This window comes from Saccharopolyspora shandongensis (assembly GCF_900106995.1).
GTDB classification, from domain to species: Bacteria; Actinomycetota; Actinomycetes; order Mycobacteriales; family Pseudonocardiaceae; genus Saccharopolyspora; species Saccharopolyspora shandongensis.
Window position 1 is genome coordinate 1 of the sequence record NZ_FNOK01000068.1, and the last position, 23,468, is coordinate 23,468.

The 23,468-nt window shown below is 67.0% G+C and carries 21 protein-coding genes and 2 pseudogenes; 12 read left to right on the forward strand and 11 right to left on the reverse strand.

Annotated elements, in window-relative coordinates; genetic code table 11:
- From BLW84_RS40165 to BLW84_RS40185, 5 genes are all read left to right on the forward strand, one after another.
- The coding region (locus BLW84_RS40165) for a transposase (RefSeq protein ID WP_143061276.1) at positions 1 to 337 on the forward strand (337 nt) is incomplete at its 5' end.
- A gap of 354 nt (positions 338 to 691) precedes the next feature.
- A complete protein-coding gene (locus BLW84_RS49600; protein ID WP_245761721.1) occupies positions 692 to 928 on the forward strand; it encodes an SDR family oxidoreductase in 237 nt (78 codons plus the stop codon).
- Positions 929 to 990: 62 nt separating this feature from the next.
- Complete coding sequence (locus BLW84_RS48065; RefSeq protein WP_177226963.1) at positions 991 to 1,359, forward strand: hypothetical protein; 369 nt, start codon at positions 991 to 993, stop codon at positions 1,357 to 1,359.
- Between the two features lie 361 nt (positions 1,360 to 1,720).
- On the forward strand, positions 1,721 to 2,821 hold the full coding sequence (locus tag BLW84_RS40180; RefSeq protein WP_093276892.1) for a catalase family peroxidase: 1,101 nt from the start codon (positions 1,721 to 1,723) through the stop codon (positions 2,819 to 2,821).
- Positions 2,818 to 3,381, forward strand: a complete 564-nt coding sequence (locus BLW84_RS40185; RefSeq protein WP_093276898.1) for a cytochrome b — start codon at positions 2,818 to 2,820, stop codon at positions 3,379 to 3,381. Before BLW84_RS40180 ends, BLW84_RS40185 begins: the two co-directional genes overlap by 4 nt.
- Here BLW84_RS40185 and BLW84_RS50550 read toward each other — a convergent pair.
- A complete protein-coding gene (locus BLW84_RS50550; RefSeq protein WP_143061277.1) occupies positions 3,334 to 3,612 on the reverse strand; it encodes a COG4315 family predicted lipoprotein in 279 nt (92 codons plus the stop codon). The genes BLW84_RS40185 and BLW84_RS50550 overlap by 48 nt on opposite strands.
- On the opposite strand from BLW84_RS50550, the gene BLW84_RS50680 reads away from it, so the two are divergent.
- The 3 genes from BLW84_RS50680 (at position 3,578) to BLW84_RS40195 (ending at position 5,724) form a co-directional block, all read left to right on the forward strand.
- The gene (locus BLW84_RS50680; RefSeq protein ID WP_483880108.1) at positions 3,578 to 3,691 is read left to right on the forward strand and encodes a hypothetical protein; all 114 of its coding nucleotides are present in this window, start codon (positions 3,578 to 3,580) and stop codon (positions 3,689 to 3,691) included. The genes BLW84_RS50550 and BLW84_RS50680 overlap by 35 nt on opposite strands.
- Positions 3,692 to 3,976: 285 nt before the next feature.
- Positions 3,977 to 4,801: an SAM-dependent methyltransferase gene (locus tag BLW84_RS40190; protein WP_245761722.1), complete on the forward strand. Its 825-nt coding sequence runs from the start codon at positions 3,977 to 3,979 to the stop codon at positions 4,799 to 4,801.
- A gap of 362 nt (positions 4,802 to 5,163) precedes the next feature.
- A complete protein-coding gene (locus tag BLW84_RS40195; RefSeq protein WP_093276904.1) occupies positions 5,164 to 5,724 on the forward strand; it encodes a hypothetical protein in 561 nt (186 codons plus the stop codon).
- Between the two features lie 706 nt (positions 5,725 to 6,430).
- On the opposite strand, the gene BLW84_RS40200 is transcribed toward BLW84_RS40195, so the two are convergent.
- Positions 6,431 to 7,765, reverse strand: a complete 1,335-nt coding sequence (locus BLW84_RS40200; protein ID WP_093276907.1) for a GH1 family beta-glucosidase — start codon at positions 7,763 to 7,765, stop codon at positions 6,431 to 6,433.
- A 61-nt stretch (positions 7,766 to 7,826) separates the two neighbouring features.
- Here BLW84_RS40200 and BLW84_RS40205 point away from each other — a divergent pair, with 61 nt between their 5' ends.
- Both BLW84_RS40205 and BLW84_RS50215 read left to right on the forward strand, forming a co-directional pair.
- Positions 7,827 to 8,450 carry a TetR/AcrR family transcriptional regulator gene (locus tag BLW84_RS40205; protein ID WP_093276910.1) on the forward strand — a complete coding sequence of 208 codons (624 nt, stop codon included), beginning with the start codon at positions 7,827 to 7,829 and terminating at the stop codon, positions 8,448 to 8,450.
- An 8-nt stretch (positions 8,451 to 8,458) separates the two neighbouring features.
- Positions 8,459 to 8,655, forward strand: a pseudogene (locus tag BLW84_RS50215) (IS5 family transposase); the annotation flags it as partial.
- 21 nt (positions 8,656 to 8,676) lie between these two features.
- Here BLW84_RS50215 and BLW84_RS40210 read toward each other — a convergent pair.
- The 3 genes from BLW84_RS40210 to BLW84_RS40220 form a co-directional block, all read right to left on the reverse strand.
- The gene (locus BLW84_RS40210) at positions 8,677 to 9,939 is read right to left on the reverse strand and encodes an MFS transporter (RefSeq protein WP_093276912.1); all 1,263 of its coding nucleotides are present in this window, start codon (positions 9,937 to 9,939) and stop codon (positions 8,677 to 8,679) included.
- Complete coding sequence (locus BLW84_RS40215) at positions 9,936 to 12,026, reverse strand: alpha-galactosidase (protein WP_177226965.1); 2,091 nt, start codon at positions 12,024 to 12,026, stop codon at positions 9,936 to 9,938. Before BLW84_RS40215 ends, BLW84_RS40210 begins: the two co-directional genes overlap by 4 nt.
- 193 nt (positions 12,027 to 12,219) lie before the next feature.
- A complete protein-coding gene (locus BLW84_RS40220; protein WP_177226966.1) occupies positions 12,220 to 14,286 on the reverse strand; it encodes a discoidin domain-containing protein in 2,067 nt (688 codons plus the stop codon).
- A 303-nt stretch (positions 14,287 to 14,589) separates the two neighbouring features.
- Here BLW84_RS40220 and BLW84_RS40225 point away from each other — a divergent pair.
- Positions 14,590 to 14,820 (forward strand): annotated as a pseudogene (locus BLW84_RS40225) (IS110 family transposase); the annotation flags it as partial.
- Between the two features lie 396 nt (positions 14,821 to 15,216).
- Here the strand turns inward: BLW84_RS40225 and BLW84_RS48670 are convergent.
- Complete coding sequence (locus BLW84_RS48670; RefSeq protein WP_218157662.1) at positions 15,217 to 15,492, reverse strand: hypothetical protein; 276 nt, start codon at positions 15,490 to 15,492, stop codon at positions 15,217 to 15,219.
- A gap of 375 nt (positions 15,493 to 15,867) precedes the next feature.
- A complete protein-coding gene (locus tag BLW84_RS40235) occupies positions 15,868 to 16,197 on the reverse strand; it encodes a helix-turn-helix domain-containing protein (protein ID WP_093276921.1) in 330 nt (109 codons plus the stop codon).
- Between the two features lie 65 nt (positions 16,198 to 16,262).
- On the opposite strand from BLW84_RS40235, the gene BLW84_RS40240 reads away from it, so the two are divergent.
- Positions 16,263 to 17,456, forward strand: a complete 1,194-nt coding sequence (locus BLW84_RS40240) for an FAD-dependent monooxygenase (protein ID WP_245761723.1) — start codon at positions 16,263 to 16,265, stop codon at positions 17,454 to 17,456.
- A gap of 661 nt (positions 17,457 to 18,117) precedes the next feature.
- On the opposite strand, the gene glnA is transcribed toward BLW84_RS40240, so the two are convergent.
- The 4 genes from glnA to BLW84_RS50555 all read right to left on the reverse strand — a co-directional run bounded on the left by glnA (position 18,118) and on the right by BLW84_RS50555 (position 23,459).
- On the reverse strand, positions 18,118 to 19,542 hold the full coding sequence (gene glnA / locus BLW84_RS40245; protein WP_093276928.1) for a type I glutamate--ammonia ligase: 1,425 nt from the start codon (positions 19,540 to 19,542) through the stop codon (positions 18,118 to 18,120).
- 28 nt (positions 19,543 to 19,570) lie between these two features.
- Complete coding sequence (gene uvrA / locus BLW84_RS40250; RefSeq protein WP_093276931.1) at positions 19,571 to 22,429, reverse strand: excinuclease ABC subunit UvrA; 2,859 nt, start codon at positions 22,427 to 22,429, stop codon at positions 19,571 to 19,573.
- 185 nt (positions 22,430 to 22,614) lie between these two features.
- Positions 22,615 to 22,950 carry a hypothetical protein gene (locus BLW84_RS40255; protein ID WP_218157663.1) on the reverse strand — a complete coding sequence of 112 codons (336 nt, stop codon included), beginning with the start codon at positions 22,948 to 22,950 and terminating at the stop codon, positions 22,615 to 22,617.
- On the reverse strand, positions 22,911 to 23,459 hold the full coding sequence (locus BLW84_RS50555) for a DUF1028 domain-containing protein (RefSeq protein WP_218157664.1): 549 nt from the start codon (positions 23,457 to 23,459) through the stop codon (positions 22,911 to 22,913). Before BLW84_RS50555 ends, BLW84_RS40255 begins: the two co-directional genes overlap by 40 nt.
- Positions 23,460 to 23,468: the final 9 nt, after the last annotated feature.

Sequence of the window (23,468 nt, forward strand, 5' to 3'; positions counted from 1 at the left end):
GCTGATCCCGCTTGTCGAAGCCCTGCCCACGATCCGCGGCAAACGCGGACGGCCCTGGCAGCGGCCGCGCCGGCTCTACGGCGACCGCGGCTACGACTACGACCACCACCGGAAAGCCCTGCGTGATCGGGGAATCGTCCCGCGTATCGCCCGCAAGAACACCGACCACGGCTCCGGACTCGGCACCGTCCGGTGGGTCGTAGAACGCACTTTCGCCTGGCTGCACCAGTTCAAACGACTCCGCACCCGCTACGAACGACGAGCCGACATCCATCTCGGACTCCTCCAACTCGGATGCGTCCTGATCTGCTACCGCCAACTACCAACGTCATTCTGAAACGAGCTGTTAAAAGATCTGGTCTGCAACCTTCTTTCGATGACATAGACGTGCGACCCCGTGGGTGGTTGCTTCCAACGAGTGTGACCGCGGACATACGGGACAACGTGGTTCCGTGGGGCCGTGAGCGCTTCATGCCATCGTGTTCCGGCGGCGGCTGGACGATATCGCCAGGCCCGCGAGCAGGCCAGACGCCTGGACGCTGCCAGCCCGCAAAACACTGCGGGAACGCGATCAACACAGGAGAAAGCACGAGTCCGTTTACGAACGCCTGCTCCGGTGCCGCAGCCGGGCTGGACCTTTTCATGCGTGCCGCTTGATCAGCACCACATTTGCTCCGGCGGACGTGGGCGAGTGAACGCGATCAGCCCAGGCCCGATCGAGACTCCCGGGTTTTCCGGGCTTTTCGGCGGCGGGACCGATGCAGCCCGAGCAACCGACTTCAGGGACGCTCTCTTGACCGGCATGCCCCTCAGCCGGTTGGGAGCCCCGGACGAAGTGGCCGCAGCCGTGGTCTTCCTGGCAACGGATGCCAGCAGCTTCACCACCGGCGCCGAGCTCTTCGTCGACGGAGGCCTGGCCCAGGTCTGAGCGAGGCAGCTGTCCCGCGTCAAGTTTTTGGCTCGATCTTCTTAGGTTGAAAGTTGTGCCTGTTGATCTGGTTGGTGGATGTCCACCGGGCGCGCGAAGCCGAGGGCTTCGTGCGGTCGGACGTGGTTGAACACCTGGCGGTAGTACTCGGCCTTGACGGCGAGGGCCTGGCCGTCGCCGATCTCGAGCCGGTAGAGGTGGTCGTATTTCAGCGACCCGAGCGCGCGTTCGCGGACGGTGGTCTCGAACTCGCTGAAGTCCAGCTGCTACACCTGATTCGGCCGCGTCGGCGGATCCGCGAACGCCGCTTGACGTGCGCTGGTCAGCTCACGTCGCTGTGCCTGATATTCCACCGGCTGCAACAAGTTCCGTCGCCACATCGCACGTTCCACAGTAGACGCCGATACGTCGTAGCCGTCGACTCGCATTGAGGCGTGGATCTTGCGGTGGCCCCGGGCGGGCCAGTCCTGGGCGTATTTCTCCACCACCGGGGCCGGCCACGGGCCCTTCGGAGGGTTCCCAGCACGCTGCTCGGCGATCCAACGGGTGTAGGTGCGGCGCGGGATGCCGATCAACGCGGTGAACCTCGAGACCGCGCGTCGCCGCGTCGTGGCGGATCACATCGACGCTGAGTGCGCAACCTCTTCGACCGCGCCGGATCAAGGAAGCCCGAGCTCTGTGACCGAGAGCACTCTTCGATGGTTGAACGTGTCGGGTTCTTCGCACGTAGGTCTCACTTGCAGCGGACGAAGCTTCCGGCTTCGTGATCACAGTCCTGATATGGAGAGGGAAATGGACGAAGACACCAACCCGCCCCTTTCGCCCGGCTGTCCCATGGTCAGTCGCCGGAGCACTTTGCTCGGGCTCGTTGCCGTAGGTGGCGTTGGCGTCATGAGCGCCGGTGGGTTCCTCTACGCGGGCGGCTGGTTGAGTTCCGAGAAGTTGACACCGGTGCGCATCGCGGATCGCTTCGAGGAGGTGCACGGCAAGCATGCCGGATTCCGTCGCAACCACGCCAAAGGCGTGTGCGTATCGGGATACTTCACGAGCAACGGGTCTGGAACCTCAGTATCCAAGGCGTCGGTCTTCCGCCCAGGCCGCACCCCGGTTATTGGCAGATTCTCACTGTCCGGCGGCAAACCGCAGGCGACCGATGCCAACGACACCATCCGGGGTCTCGGACTGGTCTTCGCGCTGTCGAACGGGGAGCAGTGGCGCACCGCCCTGATCAACATCCCGGTTTTCCCCGACAACACAGTGCAGGGCTTCTACGACCGGCTCCTCGCGTCAAAACCGGTTCCGGGCACGGGCCAGCCGGATCCGCAGAAGATGGCCGAATTCCTCGCCAAGCATCCCGAAACCGCCAGGGCGCAGAAGATCATCAAGACGCACCCGCCGACATCCGGGTTTGACGACAGCACCTTCAACAGCCTGAACGCCTTCCTCGCCACCAACGAGACGGGCGTGACCGTCCCGGTACGCTGGTCCCTGGTGCCCGCGCAGCCGGCCCGCCCCGGAAACACGACGAAACCCGCCGACGAGAATTACCTGTTCGACTCGCTCATCGTCCAGCTTTCGGCCCATCCGCTGCAGTGGAACCTGGTGCTTACCGTCGGGGAACCCGATGATCCGACGGACGACCCCACCGTGCCCTGGCCCGAGAGCCGCCAGAAGATCACTGCGGGGACGCTGACGATCGACTCGGTGCAGACCGAGGGAGTCGGAAACGCCCGGGACGTCAACTTCGACCCCCTCGTGCTACCGGACGGGATCTCGCCATCCGACGATCCACTGCTCAGTGCGCGCTCGGCGGTCTACTCCCAGTCCTTCACACGCAGATCCAGCGAACCCAAGCAGCCCAGCGCGGTCGACGTTTCAAAGGTGCAACAGTGAACAACAACTCGCCTCACAGCCCCGCCCGCTACACGGTCTTTTCCCGAGTGCTGCATTGGGTGATGGCGGTCATGGTGATCGCCATGCTGTTCATCGGGGTCGCCATGGTGGCCTCCCCGAGTGCCTACCATGCGCTGCTGTTCCTCCACCGGCCACTGGGAATCGCGATCCTCGCTCTGGTCGTAGTCCGGTTCGTCAACCGGCTACTGCGCCGACCGCCGGCACATTCAGCCACCATGTCGCCCGCTGAGCGCGTCGTGGCCACGGGGTCGGAGTACCTGCTCTACGCCCTGCTGTTCGCCCAGCCACTCATCGGCTGGGCCATGACCTCGGCCGCCGGAACCCCCGTCGTGCTCTACGGGCCGCTCCATCTGCCCGCCATCCTCCCACCCAGCGCATCCCTGTACTCGACGCTCCGGGAAGCCCACACCGTCCTGGCCTACCTGCTCTTCTTCGCCTTCACAGCCCACATGTGCGCGGTGCTGTTCCACGCGCTCGTCCTACGCGACGGCCTACTCGACCGCATGGCCTTCTGGCACAGCACGCGGCCGAAACGATGACTCGTCGAAAACACGATTGGGAACACTGGTCGTGACGTCGTCGCGCACGACGTGCGCAAGGCCGTCCGGCTGCTGCATCGATGCGGGAGAACTCGTCGTCCCAGGGTAGACGCACCGCGAGGTGCCGGGCTCGTCCTTCGTGAACAGGTACAGAGTCCGGCCCGAGGCGTCGACGAGGTAGTCACCGGTGGGTGCGGTGCGGATGCCCACCACGGAGTCGGTAGGCCACATCTGGACTGCGACCGCATGGCAACGCCGCGGGATCGCGCGGCGCTTACTGGCTGGGGCAAGGTCGCGTCATCGGCGATAGCGGATGTTCGAGAGTGCGGGCAGCCGGACGTGCGCATGGTCAGAAGCTGGTGCCGAGCACGAGCGAGCTATGCGGTCGCTTCCAAGCCATGCGCCTAGGACGACCTCGCGCCATCCGCTGGCCGTCCCGGAGGGATCCTCCCGCTTTGTCCGGATGAGGTGAGACGCCTTGTGTGAGTGCCGGGTACCGGTGCGAGGGCGGGATCGGAGATCCTGATAGAGGTATCCACAACTCATCCGGATGCAGGGGTCCACCGCGTGAGCGGAGTGTGTCAATATCACCTTCGTGAGTGAGACCCCGCCGTCGCCGGAGATCGACACTTCGGTACCCAGCGTCGCCCGCGCCTACGACTACTTCCTTGGTGGCAAGGACAACTTCGAGGTAGACCGCGCGGTGCTGCGTCAGGCCATGGAGGTGCTGCCGGAGGCCAGGCTGCTGGCGATCGAGAACCGGCACTGGTTGACGCGGGTCATCCGCTTTCTCACCCGCGAGGCAGGCATCACGCAGTTCCTCGATGTCGGTTCTGGTCTTCCGACCAGGGAGAACACTCACCAGGTGGCACGGCGGATCGAGCGTGAAACTTCGGTCGTCTACGTCGACAACGATCCCGCGTGCCTGGCCTACGGGCGGGCGTTGCTCGAGGAAAACGGCCTGACCCATTTCGTCAGCGCCGACCTGACCAAGCCGGACGAGCTGCTGTCGAATCCGGCCGTCAGACAGCACATCGACTTCGACACGCCACTGGCGCTCATCCAGTGCGGAACGATCCACCACGTCCCGAACGAGTTGCGCCCACACGAGATCATGAGGACGTACATCGAGGCACTGCCGTCGGGTTCGTACCTCGCGCTGACGCACTTCTTCAATCCGCAGGACGAGAATGGCTACTACGCCGACCTCGCCCGCCGCACCGAGCAATCCTTCCACGACGCCAACCTGGGCAGCGGCTTCTGGCGCACTCGCGAGGAGATCCAGTCCTACTTCGACGGCCTGGAGATGGTGGAACCCGGCCTGGTCTACCTCCACGACTGGTGGCCCGACGGCCCTCGCCTACGCCCGGTGACCGACGCGGAGCACCTTATCGTCGGGGGTGTTGGCCGGAAGCCGTGACGCCGGCTCACCGGAGTTCGGGTCGCGGTCCTGGAACCGGACGCGCTCCTGGTGCTGGCCGGGGTGTCCGGCCCCGGTGCACCGGGGTTTCCGTGTGCGCCCTCGTCCCAGGCTCAGCCCTGCCCTTGCCGGAAACTTCGTCCGGGCAGGTCGAGCGGCATGCTCGTACTCGTGGAGGATGCCGCCGAGGCGTCGGTGTGGGAGCGCTGGATGAGGTCGGGCGAATCGTAGACACGGACCAACTTTTGGAACCCCGCAGGCCGGTACGCGGCAGGGCTCTCTGCGTTCCCTCGGGCCGGCGAAGCCAAGACGTGCGGAATATGGCCGTGTCAACCCCTCGGTAGATCAGCAATACTCCGTCAATGCCTGATTCGGACCAGCACGCCAGCTCGCCGCGAGAGGCTCGGCTCATCGTTGTCAACGGCGAGGAAGGCGCAGGAAAGTCCACGATCATCCGCGCCCTGCTGCCACATACGCCGCGCGGTGCGCGGATCGACGCGGAGGACGTCGGACAGGTCAATCCCTGCCTGATGGACGACGACCTGTTCGGCCTGATCCGCCGGAACGTGGCCCTTCTCGTGGAGAACTTCTGGAGGGCGGGCTACGCCAACGTCATCGCGGGGAGCTTCCTGCGCGAATACTCGGACTATCTGGCCTTCCGGCGGTTGCTGCCGCCGCCGTCTGCGGTGTTTCTGGTGGAGTTGTTGGTGGCCAAGGACGTACGGGACCGGCGACGGGTCACTCGCGCGAAGCAGACCACGCAGCAGTGGCGGGACAGGGTCGACCTGATCCCGGAGGACGTGACCATCCGGCAGGCGCCCGACGCCGACTACCGCTACCTCGGCATCGATACGACAGACCTGGATGTCGCCGAGACCGTACGACGGATCAAAGCCGCGATCCCAGAGGTCTACGCCGCGTAGGCCGATCCGGGCGGTCATGTGACGGTTGGCCCGTCTGATGGCTTCGGTGATGTCGTTGCGTCCGGCCAGACGTAGGGCGTCGATGGCCAGGTTGCGCAGGGTCGCGAGCACGCGCGGGTCCGGATGGTCGGAGGTGTGACATGTGCTCCGCCAGCCGCGTGGTCGGTTATCGGGTTCGGGTGACCGCCGTCCCTTGATCGGGATGACCTCGGTGCCGGGACTGGGCCTGCCAACCGGATGCTGAGGTGCCAACCAGTGAATGCACGTTGCTGGGCCGGGCGTCCTTCGCCCGCGCTGCCGGTACCGTCGCCACCTCACCGTCGCGGCCGACGACCTGCTTCATCACTACCGGGTTGCTGCCCGCGTCCCGGACGGCTTCGGTCACCTCGGCCGTGCTCCGGGCCGGACCTCTTCGTTGCCTGCCCAATTGCTCCATGTCTCGGTCATCCCAGGACGTCCCGTCGTGTGGGTCGACGGCTCGTCGACGCCTGGTGGTCGGGTATGCGGCAGCCCGGTCCCGGCTGACAACTCCCACCTGACCGTCGCCTTGCGGCAGATGGACGTGATGGTCCTGCTGATCCGGATCGGGTGCGAGTTCGGCATCCGGGATACGCCGGAGCGCGTACGGAATCCGCGCGAGCTCGGCGCAGTGGGACCGCAGTTTCAATTGAAACTGCGGTCCCCATCGGACGGTCGGGCGGGCGGCTCAACCGCGCTGAGCGCGGATGAGGTCGCGGTACCACGCGAAGGACGCCTTCGGGGTGCGGACCTGGGTGTCGTGGTCAACGTGGACGAGACCGAAGCGCTGGTGGAAGCCCTCGGCCCATTCGAAGTTGTCGATCAGGGTCCAGGTGAAGTAGCCGCGCACGTCCACGCCCTGGGCCACGGAGGCGTCGACGGCCTGGAGGTGGGTGTCCAAGTAGTCGATGCGGTCGAGGTCGAGGACGGTGCCGTCCGTGTTGACGACGTCCTCGACCGAGCAGCCGTTCTCCGTGATGTAAACCGGCGGGAGTGCCGGGTAACGCTCCTTGAGGCCGACGAGCAGTTCCCGCAGGCCGTCGGGGACGACGGGCCAGCCGAAGGCGGTGCGGCGATAGCCCTCGATGGGGGCCTCTTCGAACGGCAGCCCCTCGGACGCCGGCGCCTGGATCCGGGTCGGGTTGTAGTAGTTGATGCCGAGCGCGTTCAGGGGGGCCGAGATCAGTTCGAGATCGCCGTCCCGGACGGAGCCGCCGAGGGTCGCGTCCGCGCCGAAGGCCGACAGGTCGGGGTAGGCGCCCGTGAGGATCGGGTCGTTGAACAGGCGGTTGTGCAGGTTGTCATAGGCTCGCGCGGCGGCGCGGTCGGCGGGGGCGTCCGAGGCAGGCCAGACCGGGGTGCAGTTGTTGGCGATCATCACCTGGAGGCCGCGCGCCCGAAGCTCCCTCAACGCCAGGCCATGACCGAGCAGCTGATGGTGGGCGACCGGCAGGCAGTCCAGGAACAGGGCGCGGCCCGGCGCATGAGTGCCGAGACCGTAGCCCCAGACCATGTGGATGAACGGCTCGTTGAGTGTGATCCACTTCTGGACGCGGTCGCCGAGCCTGTCGGCCATGATGGCGGCGTACTCGGCGAAGCGGTGCGCGGTGTCGCGGTTCAACCAGCCGTCGTCGTCCTCGAGGCCCTGCGGGAGGTCCCAGTGGAAGAGGGTCGGGACAGGTTCGATGCCGCATGAGAGCAGGCCGTCGACCAGCCGGTCATAGAAGTCCAGGCCCCGAAGGTTGACCTCGCCTGTGCCGGTCGGCTGGATCCGGGGCCAGGCGATGGAGAAGCGGTAGCCGGTGAGGCCCGCCTCGGCCATCAGCGCGATGTCCTCCTCGTACCGGTGGTAATGGTCGCAGGCCACGTCACCGGTGTGCCCGTCGCGGACTGTGCCGGGCCGGGCGGTGAAGGTGTCCCATACCGACGGTCCGCGGCCGTCCTCCTTGGTGGCGCCCTCGATCTGATACGACGCCGTCGAGGCGCCCCAGACGAAGTTCGCGGGGAGATGGTCCAGTGTCACGTCCAACCTCCTGAAACATGAGCAGTGCTCATGTTAGCTTGTTCGATGGGATGATGGAAGCGTGAATCAAGATCGCAATGCGGGGACGCTGCGCCGGCTGCCAGTCCAGAAGCGCAGCGCCGAACGCGTCGAACGGCTGCTGGACGCCTGCGCCGAACTCCTGGACGAGGTCGGCTATGCCGCGCTGACCACCAAGGAGGTGGCCCGCAGGGCCGAGGTGCCCATCGGCACCCTTTACCAGTTCTTCCCCGACAGGGAGGGGCTGATCGGCGCGCTCGCCGCCCGCAATCTGGAGTCCTTCTTGGTGCGGGTCGCGGACCGGCTGGAGCGCGAGGAGCCCGACGGCATCTCGGGCATCGTGGATGTGACCGTCGACGAGTTCGTCACCATGCGCCAGACGATCACCGGTTTCGGCGTGGTCGACTTCGGGGCGGCGGGGCAGGACCACATCCTGGAGCCGACCCTGGACAACAACACCGCGGTCGCCGGAAGGCTGCGCTCACTGACCGCCTCCCTGGCCGGGGCCCAGGACAACGCCGAACTGGAGATCGCGGTGCGGGTGGCCCTGGAGTGCGCGGACAGCGTGCTGAAACTCGCCTTCCGTACCAATCCGCAGGGCGACACCCAGCTGATCGCTGAGTGCAAACGAGTCCTCAAGAGCTATCTGAACGATCGACTCCGGTGACTGGCAACCGAAGAGGCGGTCGACCATCGGCTACGACGCCCGTCTCGACGAGGATAGGGATACCGTCGAGTGTCTGATCAACAGCTGAAAGCCTGACGCGGCATCGCCACCCGCTACGACAAGCAACCCGAGAGCTACCGCGTCGGCCCGCATATCCGGCGCCGCCATGATCTGGATCAAGGACCTCACGCGAACCACTCTTTGATCGCAACCGGATTTACGTCCTCTAGCGGACGGTCTTGACCCTCCAGACCAATACCGCGCCCAGCACGGACATGGCCGCGGAGCAGAGGAACAGCGAGCGGTAGCCCCCCAGACTGCTGAGCACGACCGAGGCGACCGGGGGAACGAGTACGTACGGCAGGGAGGTCATCAGGTTGGCCAGGGCCATGTCCTTGCCGCGGTCCGCCGAGGCAGGGAGCACCTCGGTGACCAGGGCGGTGTCGACGGCCAGGTACACGCCGTAGCCCAGGCCCAGGACGACGGCTGCGACCAACGTCATGGTCCACGTGGGCGACAGCGCGAGCAGGACCGCGGCGACGGCCATCGTGACGCCGCCGAGGAAGACCAGCATGCGCCGCTTGCCCAGCTTGTCGGAGAGCCAGCCGCTGAGAACGACCGTCGAGATCGTGGCCAGGCAGTTGACGCCGATCACGATGAGCAGGCCGTCCTCGGTCGACTGGCCGGGGAACAACTGCTCGTAGTGCAGTACGTCGTCCAGGAAGTACGGCAGGTAGAGCGTGCCCATCCCGTAGCCCAGCCCCATGATGAACCGGGAGCTCATCGCCCAGACGAAGTCGGGGTGCTCGCGCGGGCTGATCCGATAGCCGTCCAGGAAGGTACGCAGCGAGAACGGCTCGCGGTGCCGGTGGGGAAGCGGTGGATCCTTCATGGTGGTCGCGAACAGCAATATCAGTAGCGGCAACGCGGCCATCAGCATGTACTGCGCGGAGAAGCCCGTGACCAGCCCGAGCAGCAGCCCGCCCGCGATCATGCCGCCGGCCTGCGGGACCATGGCCCAGCCCAGCACCACACCGCGCTGTCCGGCCGGGACCTGGTCGGGCACCACCGGGGAGAGTCCGGCACCGATGATCATGAACGCGGCGGACAGCACGAGAGAGCCGATCGCGACCCCGGTGACCGTCGTCTGGATGCCGATGCAGACCAGCGCCGCCATGCAGACCAGCGAGCCGACGATCAGCCACGGCCGACGGCGGCCGAACCGGCTGGTGGTGCGATCGCTGAGGGCGCCGGCCAGCGGCGCGAGGACGATTCCCGAGATTGCGCCCATCATGCTGACCCAGGCGTAACTGCCGACTTTTTCCACCGGGTCGATCTGCGCGATCTGCTCGGGCATCAGGAACGTGGTCGGCGCCTGCAGCGGGATGAACATCCCGACGTTGGCTAGGACGTACAGGGCGACCCAGCAAGGACCGACCTTGCGGACAGGCTCGGCGAGGGCCTCGGGCCGTTGGGGGGCGAGGCTCATCGAGGCACTCTCTTGAGGTGGACGAGCTCGCTCGTCCAGTCGAAGGACAGCAGCGGCGGGAGACCGTGGCTGAGCAGGACGGCGCCCTCGTGGACGGCGCCGGTGGCCTCATCCTGGTAGCGGGCGTCGGGGTCGAGGCCCTTCAGCCGGGTGCGGGCGACCGAGCGGGCCAGCGCGGACGGCTGGAACTGGAAGACGACGACCTCGTCCTCGGTGAGGTACTGCACGGCGTCGTGCCCCAGGCGGTACTGGACGCCACCGTGCACCACGGGTCGGATCCGCTTGTACTGCTCGACCAGCATCCGGGCCCAGGCCAGATCCTCCTCGCTCCAGTTCCGCAGGTTGCCGCCGATGCCCATCGCCCCCGCCATCGAGACATGGAAGCGGTACCGGACCGAGGTCGGGCGGGCGGTGAAGCTGTGCGGGCTGTCGGTGACCCAGGCGCCCATGGTCCGGGCGGGCAGCAGTTGGCAGTGGCCGTGCTGGATGGCGACCCGGTCGGCGGCGTCGGTGTTGTCCGACGTCCAGATCTGGTCGGCGCGGGCCAGCACGCCCAGGTCGGCCCGGCCGCCGCCGCCCGCGCACGACTCCAGGTACAGGCCGGGACGGGTGGCGCGCAGCCGGTCCATCACCTCGTAGACCCCGCGCGTGTGCTCGATCCAGACCCGGTCGGGGTCGGCGGCCCCAGGCTGCCCTGCCTCGCTGAAGGGCCGGTTCATGTCCCATTTGAGGAAGACCACGTCCAGCTCGGCGACGGTCCTGGCCAGCCAATCGACCGCCCATTCCCGGACGTCGCGGCGGGCGAAGTTCAGCACGTGCTGGTTGCGGCGCTGCGTGCGGGCACGGCCGTCCTGGCAGAGGATCCAGTCAGGGTGCGCGCGGAAGAGGTCGCTGTCGGGGTTGACCGCCTCGGGCTCGACCCACAGGCCGAAGCCCATGCCCAGCGCGCGGACGTGGTCGGCAAGCGGGCCCAGGCCTTTCGGGAAGCGGTCGGGGTTGGGCCACCAGTCGCCGAGCCCGGCCATGTCGCTGGTGCGGGCGCCGAACCAGGCGTCGTCCACGACGAAGACCTCGACGCCGAGACCCGCGGCCAGTTCGGCCAGTTCGGTCTGCTGCTTCTCGGTGATGTCGAACTCGGTCGCCTCCCACGAGTTGAAGATCAAAGGGCGTTCGGCAGGACGGGCGGGAAGCACCTGACGTTCGACGTAGGCATGCCAGCGGCGGCTGGTGCCGCCGAAGCCGTCGGGGGCATACAGCCCGGTGAAAACGGGGGTCTCCAGACGCTCGCCGGCGCGCAGCTTCCAGACCAGCCCCTCGTGTCCGAACCCGCCCGTCCAGGAGGCACGGCCGTAGGGGTCGCGGCGCAGGGTGATCCGGCGGCTGCCGCTCCAGGCCAGGGCCGCGCTCCAGACCTCACCGTGCTCCTCGGCGGCGTCCTGCGCGTCGAGCATCAGCCAGGGTCCGGCGTGCTGTCCCGTGATGCCGAGGCGGCTGGTGAACACGGTCTCCCCGACGGGCACCCGGTCTCGCTGGAGTTGGAACTCCCGGCCCCATTCCCCCACCACATGGCTGACCCGGTAGTCGTCGCGGGCGGGTAGCGTCCAGGCGGCGGAGTCGAACCGCAGGACGTCCACCGGCTCGCCCGCGGTGAGGACGGCCCAGCGCTCGATCTGGTCATGGCCGTCCCGGATCCGATAGTTCAGGTCGATACCGAGGGAGCGGACGCGGTCGGTGAAGGAGAGTGTGAGCCGGTCGTCCTCGACCTTGTGCGAGATGAACCGCCACTCGAAGCCGCGGACGGCGTCGTCGAACCGGACGGTCAGCGACGGCGCCCCGAAGCGCAGGCCACCCTCGACCACGTATTCCTCACCGCCGGGGTCATCGCTGCCGGGGTCCTCGGTGGGCAGGTCGGCCGCGATCACGACGGCTTGCTCCAGGGTCAGCGGCCGGCCCCAGTGCACGTGCCGGGGGACGTCGTCGGCGTCCAGCCGGAAGGCGTAGGAGGTGCCGGGAGTGCTCAGAAGCCAGAGGCGGGCTTCGGAGTGGTGAGTGATCACACAAATCCCCCAAACGTGAGTTGGGCTCATATTTTGCTCATACGTTAGGCAAACGAGCCCGCAACGCCAAGCCCCTGACGGGGGCTATCGAATTTCGCGGTGTGCGGTTCCCGGCGCTCTGCGTGGCTCGGTCGGCGAACACGCCGGGAAGTCAGCCGGGGCCGGCCGGATCAGGAGAGCAGATCCGGCCGGCCCCGGCCCTGGGCACCGCCTCACGGGTGCGTCAGTTGGCGTAGACGCCGACCTCGCGAAGTGAGTAGCCCCACTGGGTGCCGCGCTCCAGCCCCTTGATTCGTACGTAGCGCGCCTGAGTTCCGGTGAAGCGTGCCGTGTCCAGGCCGCCGTCACCGGCGGCCGTGGACCACACCGTCTTCCAGTTCGTATCGTCTGCCGACAGCTCGACGCGGTACGACTTCGCGTACGCCGCCTGCCAGTCGAGGGTGACGCGCTTGACCGGCTTATCGGATCCGAGGTCGATCCGCAGCCACTGGTCGTTGTTCCACTCGCTGGCCCAGCGGGTGCCCGTGTCGCCGTCCACGGCCTTGCCGGGCGCGAAGCTGACGACCGGGTTCCACCACTCCGATGAGGACGCCGAGGCGGCCGCGCCCGAGGCAAGGTTCTCCCCGGACTTGTGCTTCTCGGTGTTCCCCCAGGTGCGGAGGTAGGACTCGGCGCCCGAGAAGAGGTCGTCCACGACCCCTTGGCCGCCGACGATCCGGATGTCCTCGATCCAGTCCGGGACCATGCCGTAGTGCGCGGCGCCGTCGGTGTTGAGGTCCCACGTGCGCTCGCCGGTGGTCTGCTTGTCGATCAGCGAGCCGCCGTCCGTGCTGCGGAAGGGGTACTTCACGGGGTTCGGGGTGTCCCCGCCCCGTGGGCCCGGCCAGCCGCCGACACCGTTCATGTCGGTGCCGTAGCCGTAGCCGACCCCGTACTTCTCGCGCAGCGCGTCCGTGCGCTGGGCCTCCGCGCTGAACGCCTCGGAGCCGCTCATGTACTGGCCGATGAACCCGCCGAGCTTGTAGAGCCGCTCGGTCCAGCCCGAGTCCATCCAGCTGTGCGAGGAGACGATGCCCGGGTACGACTCGGATTCGAGGATGTCGAAGGCCTGGCCCGCGGCCTTGACGCCCATGTGGTCGATCTCCAGCATCATGTTGCGTTTCATCATGCCGCGCACTGCGTACGCACCCAGGTCGGTCAGCCCGCGGGCGTTGCACTGCGCGTCCGAGGCGTAGGAGGGGACGGTCACCCCCTTCGGGAGCTGCTTCTCCGCCTCCGGCGCCGCCGCGTTGCCGATGGGGTTGTCGTGCTGCGGGCCGCGGCAGGTCTCCGTCTGCCAGAAGGTGCCGGTCGACAGGAACTGGCCGACGTTGATGGCCGTACCGAGGGGGCCGGAGTCGTAGCGCACTCCGCACAGGGCGTTGTCGAACTTGTGGCACAGGAACATGCTGCGCACACCCAGTTCGTGCAGCTCGTCCAGGCCGCGGTCGATGTCCTCCTCGCTGCACTGCGCCTTGTCCAGGATCTGCTTGCAACCGAACGGCTCGGAGGTCTCAACCCCCAGGATGACGGCCAGCTTGCCCTGCTCGATGACCTCGCGGGCCTGCGCGCTGTCGGTGACGATCCGGAACCAGCCCTTGCCCGGGCCGCCGTACATCTTGTCGATGAAGGCCTGCATGTCGTACGACTTCTTCGCCTCGAGACGGATGGCGGTCATCGCGTCGCAGCTGCGGTCCTTGAAGAAGTAGACCGAGCAGATCACGCCGTTGGTGACCAGGTCGTTGACCAGCACCCGCTGGCCACCGCGCCATGCCCGCTCGATTCCGGCGTAGTAGTTCTGCTGGTGGGTCAGTGAGTCGTGGGCGGGCCAGTCCTTGAATGTGGGCCACCCGTTGGGGTCGTGCCTGCCGTCGCCGCCCTTGGTGATGAAGTCGAAGACGGCGAGCGAGCCGTCGGGGTAGTGCTCGGGGCAGTCCTTGAGCGCGTCAGCGACGCCCTGCTCCGAGAACGGCATGCCGCAGATAAGCCGGCCGCCGAAGCCCTCGTTGGCCATGATGTGGTCGTGGACGTCGACGAAGCCCCTTACGCGCCCCTGGGCGTCGGTGCCCTTGAAGGGCTCGCCTGTGACGTTGATCTGAGCGTCGGGCGTGGGCCGCGCGGTCGGGGTCCACCAGCCGGGCTCCGCCGCGGCGCTGGGCATCGGACCGAGTACCAGGGTCATCGCGGCGAGAAGCAGTGACACCACCGTGAGGGATCCGAGTCTGCGGCGCGGAGGTTGAATGGTGATCATCTAGCTCCTTAAATATGAGCAGGATTCATGTTCCGCTCATACGCTAGGGATGCGAGCCCGCAACGCCAACCCCCTGACGGGGCTAAAGCAGGGAAATGGGGAAGAGCACCCCACCGGAACGACCGCCGGTGGCATCGCTCGCTCTGACCGAGATGTCTTCCTTGCCGTTGTCGTCGGTGTTCGGGAGCAGCCCGTAGGGTTCCGGCACCCAGGGGTGCCGGGTATGGCTTTGATGTCACCGCCGCCGATGACCCTGAGTGATTGGCCGCCCGGCACCCCGCGGCGACTCGACCGCTAATTGGGATGCGCGACATGCGCGCGGCGCTGCTGCTGGCGCTGCTGGTCAACCACGATCAGCGGTTGCTCTACATTCCCGGCCGCACGGTCTATCGCGCCGCGGCCGGCTATCGCGGCGACGGCAAGACCGACGCCAAGGGCGCCGCGATCATCGCTGACCAAGCCCGCATGCGCCGCGACCTGCAACCGTTGCGGCCAAGTGATGAGATCAGCGTGGACCTGAGGATCCTGACAAGTTCGCCGGGCAGTGGATTTGGGGTGGTGGCGCAACGAGGTACGCGGCTGGGTCGCGGCCGGGGTGCCGTTCGCAGTGGCCTTCGTCTTCGTTTGTCGCCGTGTTGGTCTTGGTCGTGCGCATTCGCCGGGGCAATGGATGATCACGTCCCCTGGGGCGGTAGCCCCTCCGGCGTGCTACCTCGAAGTGCGGGTTACGAGCCTCGTCAATCCCCGGTCGCACGGCGTAGCCAATCGATGTGTCCAAATAAGACATTCGTCTTCTATTGTCGTTGTTTTAGTTGAGTCACTTGATATTTTGGTATGAGTGGAGCGTCCATGTGGACGTATCGGGGTGGGGATGACCGCCACTGGAAATCCCGGCGCGACCGCCCCGCCCCGCCCCGGGTCGTGGGCTGTTCAACGGCCGGACGGCAGACCTCGCCGCAGTATCACGATCGCCAGCACGAACAGGCCAGCTTCGACGACCAGGGACAGTATGCCCAACGGCTCCGCCCAGTTGCCCATGTCGTCGCTGTAGTCCGGCAGTCCCGTACCTCGGGAGAGCATGTAACCTGCGAACGGTCCGGCTGCGACACCCAGCGCCAGGATCCAGCCGACCCGTTCCCAACCGGCGATCAACAGCAGCGCCGTCAATACTCCTGCGGCCTCCAAGATGTAATACAGGATGCCCACGTACGCAGGCTCCTTCGAGCCCGGGAAACCGCCCTGGTCAAGCACGTGGATGACAGCCACCGCGACGCAGAGCACCGCCCCGGCGACCCGGGCCGCAACACCACTCGCCAGTGCTCGACGCGTCGAACTACTCGCACCGTACCCAGCCATCAACCCGCCTCCAGGCTCGACGCGATCAGCTTCGCCAAACGACCAACCGGTCACTAGGGAACAAAGTCGCCGCGTTCACGTGCACAGCGCTTCGGGTACCCCGGCGATTGCCCGCATACGCGGCCGACCTATGCACGCCCAGCGGCCTTTGGCCGCCGCAGCAGGCGTCCGGGCGAGTACCTTCGCCTCGGTGGTGAAGGGCCTGCTGTTCGCCGGGGTGCTGTTCTACCTCGCGGTGAGGAACGCGGCGTCGCTGGACAGCCTGCCCAGCTTCGCAAGCGACGGCAGAGACAGCCGGTGGATCCCGAACCGCCTGGCGGCCAGCACCCCGAGCACGTGCGACTCCGGCCCGAGGTGGTAACGCTGGGTGCGCGGGTTCTGCTCGACGAACCCGTTGTGCAGCAGGGCGGTCAGCAGCCGGTGCACGGTCGGTTTGCGCAGTCCGCTGGCCGCGACCAGCTCGCCGTGTCCCACGCCGCGGTCGGTGCCGCCGCCTTCGCTGCCGAGTAGCCGCTGTGCGACGAGTCGGGCAGCGGTGTACAACGAGGGCGTCACGCGGACAAGACGTGCCGCCTGGTGCGCCTGCGCAGCTGCCCGCCTGTTTCAGGAGGTGCTGTGCCGTGAAAGTTGTGTGCATCGGAGCCGGCCCCGCCGGGCTGTACTTCGCCATTTCGACGAAGCTGCGGGACGCCGGGCACGACGTGACGGTAGTCGAACGCGATCCGCGCGGTGCCACTTATGGTTGGGGCGTCGTGTTCGGAGATGACCTGCTGGACACCCTGTACCGCAACGACCGGGGAAGTGCGGAGCGGATTCGCGCGGCGTCCACGTTGTGGCAGGAGCAGGTCATTGAGATGTGCAGCCAGGACAAGGCGTATCTCGGGGGGTACGGCTACAGCATCAACCGCGCCACGATGCTGGAGATCCTCGCCGAGCGGGCGACAGACGTCGGGGCGCACATCGAGTACGAGCGCGCCGTCGACGACCTGTCCGAGTTCTCCGACGCCGACCTGATCGTGGTGGCCGACGGCGCGAACAGCCGGATCCGGGGGCAGTACGCCGACGAGTTCGGCACCGAGGTGGACCAGGGGCGCAACCCCTACATCTGGCTGGGCACGGACCGGCGGTTCGATATGTTCACCTACGACTTCGAGGAGACCCCGGGGGGTTGGATCTGGTTCCACGCCTACCCGTGCAGCGCCGGGGTCAGCACCGTCGTCGTCGAATGCCAGGAGCCGGCCTGGCGGTACCTGGGCCTGGACCGGCTAGGCCACGAGGAGAGCACGCGGGTGCTGGAGCGGATCTTCGCCCGCCCGCTGCAGGGCTGTTCGCTGATCAGCCAGTCCCGCGGGAAACCCGCTTCGTGGCAGCACTTCACCCACGTCTACAACGAGACGTGGTTGCACGACAACATGATCCTGATCGGCGACGCCGCGCACACCACGCACTTCACCATCGGCTCCGGAACCAAGTTGGCGCTGCTGGATGCGGTAGCGCTCGCGCAGAATCTGTTCGACCACGGCGACTCGACAACGGCGTTGAAGGAGTTCGACGAGCAAGGCCACGCGCAGTTGCGCCTGGCGCAAGCCGCCGCGCGCACCAGCATGGCCTGGTTCGAGGACGTCGACCGCTACGCCAACAGCAGCGCCGTGGACTTCACCTTCGCGATAGCCAGTCGGTACGGCGTGCATCCGCCGTGGCGGTACCAGAAGTACCGCATGGGCCAGAACCTGTTGGTGCGCAAGGCTCAACGGTTCGCCGGCAACGGCCGGCGGTGGTTCCGTGCGCGCAGGCGCGGCGAATCCTGGCGCTAGTGCCGTGTCCTAGTTCTTGGCATGTGCCCGTCCGGCTGGGCCGGTGCCCCCGCCCGGCCGGACGCTCCGGGTGGTGCAGCCGGTTGAGGTGGGCATAGCCGTTGCTGTTGGCCAGCTCGTCGTGGGTGGCGGCTTCGGTGATCGTCCCGCGGTCCAGGTAGATGATCTGCTGCGCGTCGCGGACGGTGAGCGCGACCCGATCGTCCTTCGACGAGGACCAAAGCCGCAGGTTGACGCCCCGCCGCCAACGGCATGCTGAACCGTGACGGAAGAGGGCTCGCATGCCGTCGGCCATCTGGACCGGACACATCGCCTTCGGCTTGATTTCGATCGCCGTCCGAGTCGTAGCCGCTACCGAAAGCCGGTCAGTGACGTTTCGCCAGATCCACCAGCGGGATGCGGCTTCTCTTGGGGTGGAGTCGTGTCCCTGATGTTGGGCATCGGTATCTGTGCAGTTCAGAGGCGCTGAGCGGCTCCAAAACGAGTGCAACAGCTGTTGTTGTTTCACGGGGTGTTCAAACGTGCGGGGGTGACACGGGGTCGGGCTCGCGGAGATGCGTGCTGAGTCGGTTTGTTGCGCCTTCGAGGTCGTGGAGTCGAGGCGTCGGGACCCGCCGGAGCTCGGGCTCGCCGCATTCCCGGCGAACGCGGCCAACTGCTGCTAAACGTCGTAGTACAGCTCGAACTCGTACGGGTTCGGGCGCAGTCGCAGGGGGTCGATCTCGTGCTCCCGCTTGAAGGCGATCCAGGTCTCGATCACGTCCGGGGTGAAGACGTCGCCGCGCAGCAGGAAATCCTGGTCGGCCACGAGGCTTTCCAGCACCGCGTCCAGCGAGGACGGAACCTGGACGACATCGGCGGCCTCCTCCGAGGGTAGCTCGTAGAGGTCCTTGTCGATGGGTTCGGGCGGCTCGATCTTGTTCGCGACGCCGTCCAGGCCGGCGAGCATCATCGCCGCGAAGGCCAGGTACGGGTTTCCGGAGGAGTCCGGGCAGCGGAACTCGATGCGCTTGGCCTTCGGGCTGGCGCCCGTCACCGGGATGCGGATGCAGGCCGAGCGGTTGCGCTGGGAGTAGACCAGGTTCACCGGCGCCTCGAAGCCGGGCACCATGCGGTGGTACGAGTTCACCGTGGGGTTGGTGAACGCCAGCAGGCTCGGCGCGTGGTGCAGGATGCCGCCGATGTAGTGCCGCGCGAGATCGGAGAGCCCTGCGTACCCCGTCTCGTCGTAGAACAGCGGCTTTCCGCTCTTCCACAACGACTGGTGGGTGTGCATGCCGGAACCGTTGTCGCCGAACAGCGGCTTGGGCATGAACGTGGCCGTCTTGCCGTGCCGCCACGCGGTGTTCTTCACGATGTACTTGTAGAGCTGCAGGTCGTCCGCGGCGTGCAGCAGCGTGTTGAACCTGTAGTTGATCTCGGCCTGGCCCGCGGTGCCGACCTCGTGGTGGGCCTTCTCCACGGTGAAACCCGCATCGATGAGGTTCAGCACGATCTCGTCGCGCAGGTCCGCCAGGTGGTCGGTGGGCGGGACCGGGAAGTAACCCGCCTTATACTTGATCTTGTAACCCTGGTTGCCCCCGTCCTCGGCGCGGCCGGTGTTCCACCAGCCCTCGACGGCGTCGATCTCGTGGAACGAGGTGTTCTCCGCATTCGCGAACCGCACCGAGTCGAAGATGTAGAACTCGGCTTCCGGCCCGAAGTAGGCCAGGTCGGCGATGCCGGAGTCGGCGAGGTACTGCTCTGCTTTGCGCGCGATGTTGCGCGGGTCGCGGCGGTAGGGCTGCAGCGTGAACGGATCGTGCACGAAGCAGTTGAGGCTCAACGTCTTCTTGGCGCGGAACGGGTCCAGTCGAGCGGTGTAGGGGTCGGGCAACAGGAGCATGTCCGACTCGTGGATCGCCTGGAATCCGCGCACCGACGACCCGTCGAAGGCGATGCCTTCGTCGAAGATCTCGGCGGCGAACGTCTTGGCGGGCACGGCGAAGTGCTGCATGATGCCCGGCAGATCGCAGAACCGGACATCGATGAACTTCACGCCCTCATCGGAGATGAACCGCAGGACCTCCTGCGGGCTGTTGAACATCGCTACCCCCGAAATTCTTGATCTGGCTTCAGGAAGCGAGCGCACGGCGCAGGAACTGCCCGGTGTAGCTGGTCTCGTCGTCGGCGACCGCTTCGGGAGTGCCCGTGGCGACCACCCGACCGCCGGCCGATCCGGCCTCGGGCCCCAGGTCGATGATCCAGTCGGCGGTCTTGACGACCTCGATGTTGTGCTCGATGACGATCACCGTGTTGCCGACTTCCACCAGCCGTTGCAGCACGTCGAGCAGCTTGTGGACGTCATCGAAGTGCAGTCCCGTGGTGGGCTCGTCCAGGATGTACGCGGTGCCCCCGTTCGAACGCCGGGTGAGCTCCGTGGCGAGCTTCACCCGCTGCGCCTCGCCACCGGACAACGTCGGCGCGGGCTGCCCCAGCCGCACGTACCCCAGCCCGACGTCGACCAGCGTGCGCAGGCGGCGAGCGATGCCCGGCAACGCCCCGAAGAACTCCAGCGCCTGTTCGATGGGCATGTCCAGGACTTCTGCGATCGTCTTCCCCTTGTAGCGCACGTCCAGGGTTTCGCGGTTGTAGCGGGCCCCGCCGCACTGCTCGCACGGCACGTACACGTCGGGGAGGAACTGCATTTCGATCCGGATGGTGCCGGCGCCGGCACATGCTTCGCAGCGTCCGCCCGGCACGTTGAAGGAGAACCGTCCCGGCCGGTAACCGCGGACCTTGGCCGTGGTGGTGGCGGCGAACAGGTTGCGGATGGGATCGAATGCCCCGGTGTAGGTAGCGGGGTTGGAACGCGGCGTGCGGCCGATCGGCGACTGGTCGACGTGGACGACCTTGTCGAGGCTGTCGATTCCGGTGATGGAGCCGTGTTTTCCCGGCACCGCGCGGGCGCCGTGCAGCTTCCGGGCCAGTCCGTTGTAGAGGATGTCGTTGACCAAAGTGGACTTCCCCGAGCCGGAAACCCCGGTCACGGCGATCATGCAGCCCAGCGGGAAGGACACGTCGATGCTGCGCAGGTTGTGCTCGCGCGCCGCGTGGACCGTCAGGACGCGCTTCAGGTCGACCGCACGTCGCACGGCCGGCACCGGGATCTTGCGGCGACCCGTCAGGTATTCGGCGGTCAGCGACTTCTGGTTGGCCAGCAAGGTGTCCAGCGGACCGCTGTGCACGATCGTCCCACCGTGCTCACCCGCGCCAGGACCGATGTCCACGACCCAGTCGGCGGCGCGGATGGTGTCCTCGTCGTGTTCGACGACGATCAGCGTGTTTCCCAGATCCCGCAGCCGGGTCAGCGTCGCGAGCAGGCGGTGGTTGTCCCGCGGGTGCAGACCGATCGAAGGTTCGTCCAGCACGTAGAGGACCCCGGCCAGCCCGGAGCCGATCTGCGTGGCCAAGCGGATCCGCTGGGCCTCTCCGCCGGCGAGCGTGCCCGCCGGGCGATCCAGCGACAGGTAGTCCAGCCCGACATCGAGCAGGAAACCCAGGCGCGCCTGGGTTTCCGAGAGCACCCGGCCTGCGATCGCGCGTTCGCGGCGGCCGAGCACCAGGCCGCGCAGGAACTCGGAGCAGCCCGCCACCGACAGCGCGGACACCTCGGCGATCGAGCGCTTCCCCAGCGTCTTGTGCTCCAGCGTGACGGCGAGGACTTCCGGCTTCAAGCGGGTGCCCGCGCACTCCGGGCAGGGCACCTCCCGCAGGTAACCCTCGTACCGCTGGCGCACGTAGTCCGACTCGGTCTGCTCCAAGCGGCGCTCCAGGAACGGAATCACTCCTTCGAAGCGGGCGTAATAGGACCGCCGTCGGCCGTAGCGGTTGCGGTACTGCACGTGGATCTGGTCGTCGGAGCCGTAGAGCACCGCCTTCTGGACCCTCGCGGGCAGCCGCCGCCACGGGGTGTCCATCGAGAAGCCCCGGGCGTCGGCCAAGGAGCTCAGCAGGCGCTGGAAGTACTCGCTGGTCTGACCGCCCTGCCACGGCGCCACGGCACCATCCGCCAGCGACAACTCGGGATTCGCGATCACCAGTTCCGGGTCGACCTCGCGGTGCACCCCGATCCCGGTGCACACCGGACATGCGCCGTACGGGGAGTTGAAGGAGAAGGACCGCGGCTCGAAGTCCTGCACGCCGATGGGGTGGCCGCGGGAACACGCGAGGTTCTGCGAGAACGACCACTGCCGGTCCCGCGACCGCGGCGGTTGGTCGACGAGCTCCACGATCACGACCCCGTCCGCCAACCCCAGGGCTGCCTCCACCGACTCCGTCAAGCGCTGCCTCGCCCCCGGTTTGACCACGAGCCGGTCGATGACCACTTCGATGGAGTGCTTCTCCTGCTTCTTCAGCTTCGGCACGTCGTCGAGGTGGTGCACCTCGCCGTCCACCGACACCCGCGCGTACCCCTGCGAATGCAAGCGGGCAAACAGTTCCGCGTACTCCCCCTTGCGCCCGCGCACCACCGGCGCCAGCACCTGGAACCGGGTGCGCTCGGGCAGGGCCAGCACCTGGTCGACGATCTGTTGCGGGGTCTGCCTGCTGATCCGCTCGCCGCAGACCGGGCAGTGCGGCTCGCCCACGCGGGCGTACAGCAGCCGCAGGTAGTCATAGACCTCGGTGACGGTGCCCACCGTCGACCGCGGGTTGTGGCTGGTGGCCTTCTGATCGATCGACACCGCGGGCGAGAGGCCCTCGATGACTTCCACGTCCGGCTTGTCCATCTGGCCCAGGAACTGGCGCGCGTACGCCGACAGCGACTCCACGTATCGGCGCTGGCCTTCCGCGAAGATCGTGTCGAACGCCAGGGAGGACTTCCCGGAGCCGGACAGACCCGTGAACACGATCAAGCTGTCCCGAGGCAGGTCGACACCCACGCCGCGCAAGTTGTGCTCACGCGCGCCACGCACGACCAAGCGGTCAGCCACGGCTCAAGATCCAGACCACGCCAGGACAACACAGCCAGTTTGGCACAGGGCCGCGCCGTGGCGCACCGCAGCGGCAGGCCTCGGCCCTCCGGCAAAGCCCCTGGCCCACCCAGGCCCGAGTGTCCAGCTGGCTGCACCAATCATCGTTGATCATCCGCGATGGGAAGGATTGGTGCATATCTGATCTACGAAGGCAGCTGGTGGCAGGTCGGCAAGGAATTGTCGGAAGCGGCGCCAATCGTGTGGCGACCTACCGACTCATTCACCTGCCACCGCCCGGTGGCCTCCCGGTCGCGTTCGGCGCGCTCCGCATCGGCGGCGGACGTCGATCGCCCCGTCCAGATCTGGATCGCCGCCACGACCGGCGCGGCCAGCGGCGCGGCCAGCCCCAGCCGCCAGTCGAGGGCGAGCATCACGACGATGATCGGCAGGGGAGTCGCGCAGGCCGAGATGAACGGTGCGAGCAGGTGCGCGATCACGCTCATCGTCTGCAGGACGCCGTTGCCGGCCAGCGCGGACACCTCGCCGACGCGGCGTCAACCGTTCGCATATCGACGAGCATGTTTCCCGCCACCGCGTAACCCGGTGCCGCTCTGCGACCGCTCCACGGATGCGTTTCCGGACCGGTGTGGGCAGCAGAACGACCATATTTGTCCACAATAGCCACTTGTCGGGAATCCGATCCAGGATCCGAAGCGAGAAGTCTGCGCAACGTCTCGTCGGCAGAATGCGTCCGAAGCAGCTCCAAGCCGTCGATCCCGAGCAACGGGTTGATCAACGCCTGGGTCGCTATAGCCCCGGAAGCGGCGCGGGCGAACACCGACAACGCCTCGATCGAAGGCATCCAGGTACTGACCGCGACACCTGCGCACCCAGCGACTACGTCGTAGGCAGCGATCGAGGACGTACCCACGTGCACGGCGCACCCCTGTTGAGTCGACGGTTCACATCTGGACACGGACGAGCGGATGACCGTGACGGCGACGCGCTGTTCATGCGTCACACCTGCGACGCCGTCCCCCAGAACCACGGCCGCCCG

Excerpts from the sequence above, each read along its gene's own strand:
- BLW84_RS40210 (WP_093276912.1), bottom strand. The coding sequence starts at position 9,939 with ATGAGCCTCGCCCCCCAACGGCCCGAGGCCCTCGCCGAGCCTGTCCGC.
- BLW84_RS40195 (WP_093276904.1), top strand. The coding sequence starts at position 5,164 with ATGCCTGATTCGGACCAGCACGCCAGCTCGCCGCGAGAGGCTCGGCTC.
- glnA (WP_093276928.1), bottom strand. The coding sequence starts at position 19,542 with ATGTTCAACAGCCCGCAGGAGGTCCTGCGGTTCATCTCCGATGAGGGC.
- BLW84_RS50550 (WP_143061277.1), bottom strand. The coding sequence starts at position 3,612 with ATGTGGCCTACCGACTCCGTGGTGGGCATCCGCACCGCACCCACCGGT.
- BLW84_RS40180 (WP_093276892.1), top strand. The coding sequence starts at position 1,721 with ATGGACGAAGACACCAACCCGCCCCTTTCGCCCGGCTGTCCCATGGTC.
- BLW84_RS40215 (WP_177226965.1), bottom strand. The coding sequence starts at position 12,026 with ATGAGCCCAACTCACGTTTGGGGGATTTGTGTGATCACTCACCACTCC.
- BLW84_RS40220 (WP_177226966.1), bottom strand. The coding sequence starts at position 14,286 with ATGATCACCATTCAACCTCCGCGCCGCAGACTCGGATCCCTCACGGTG.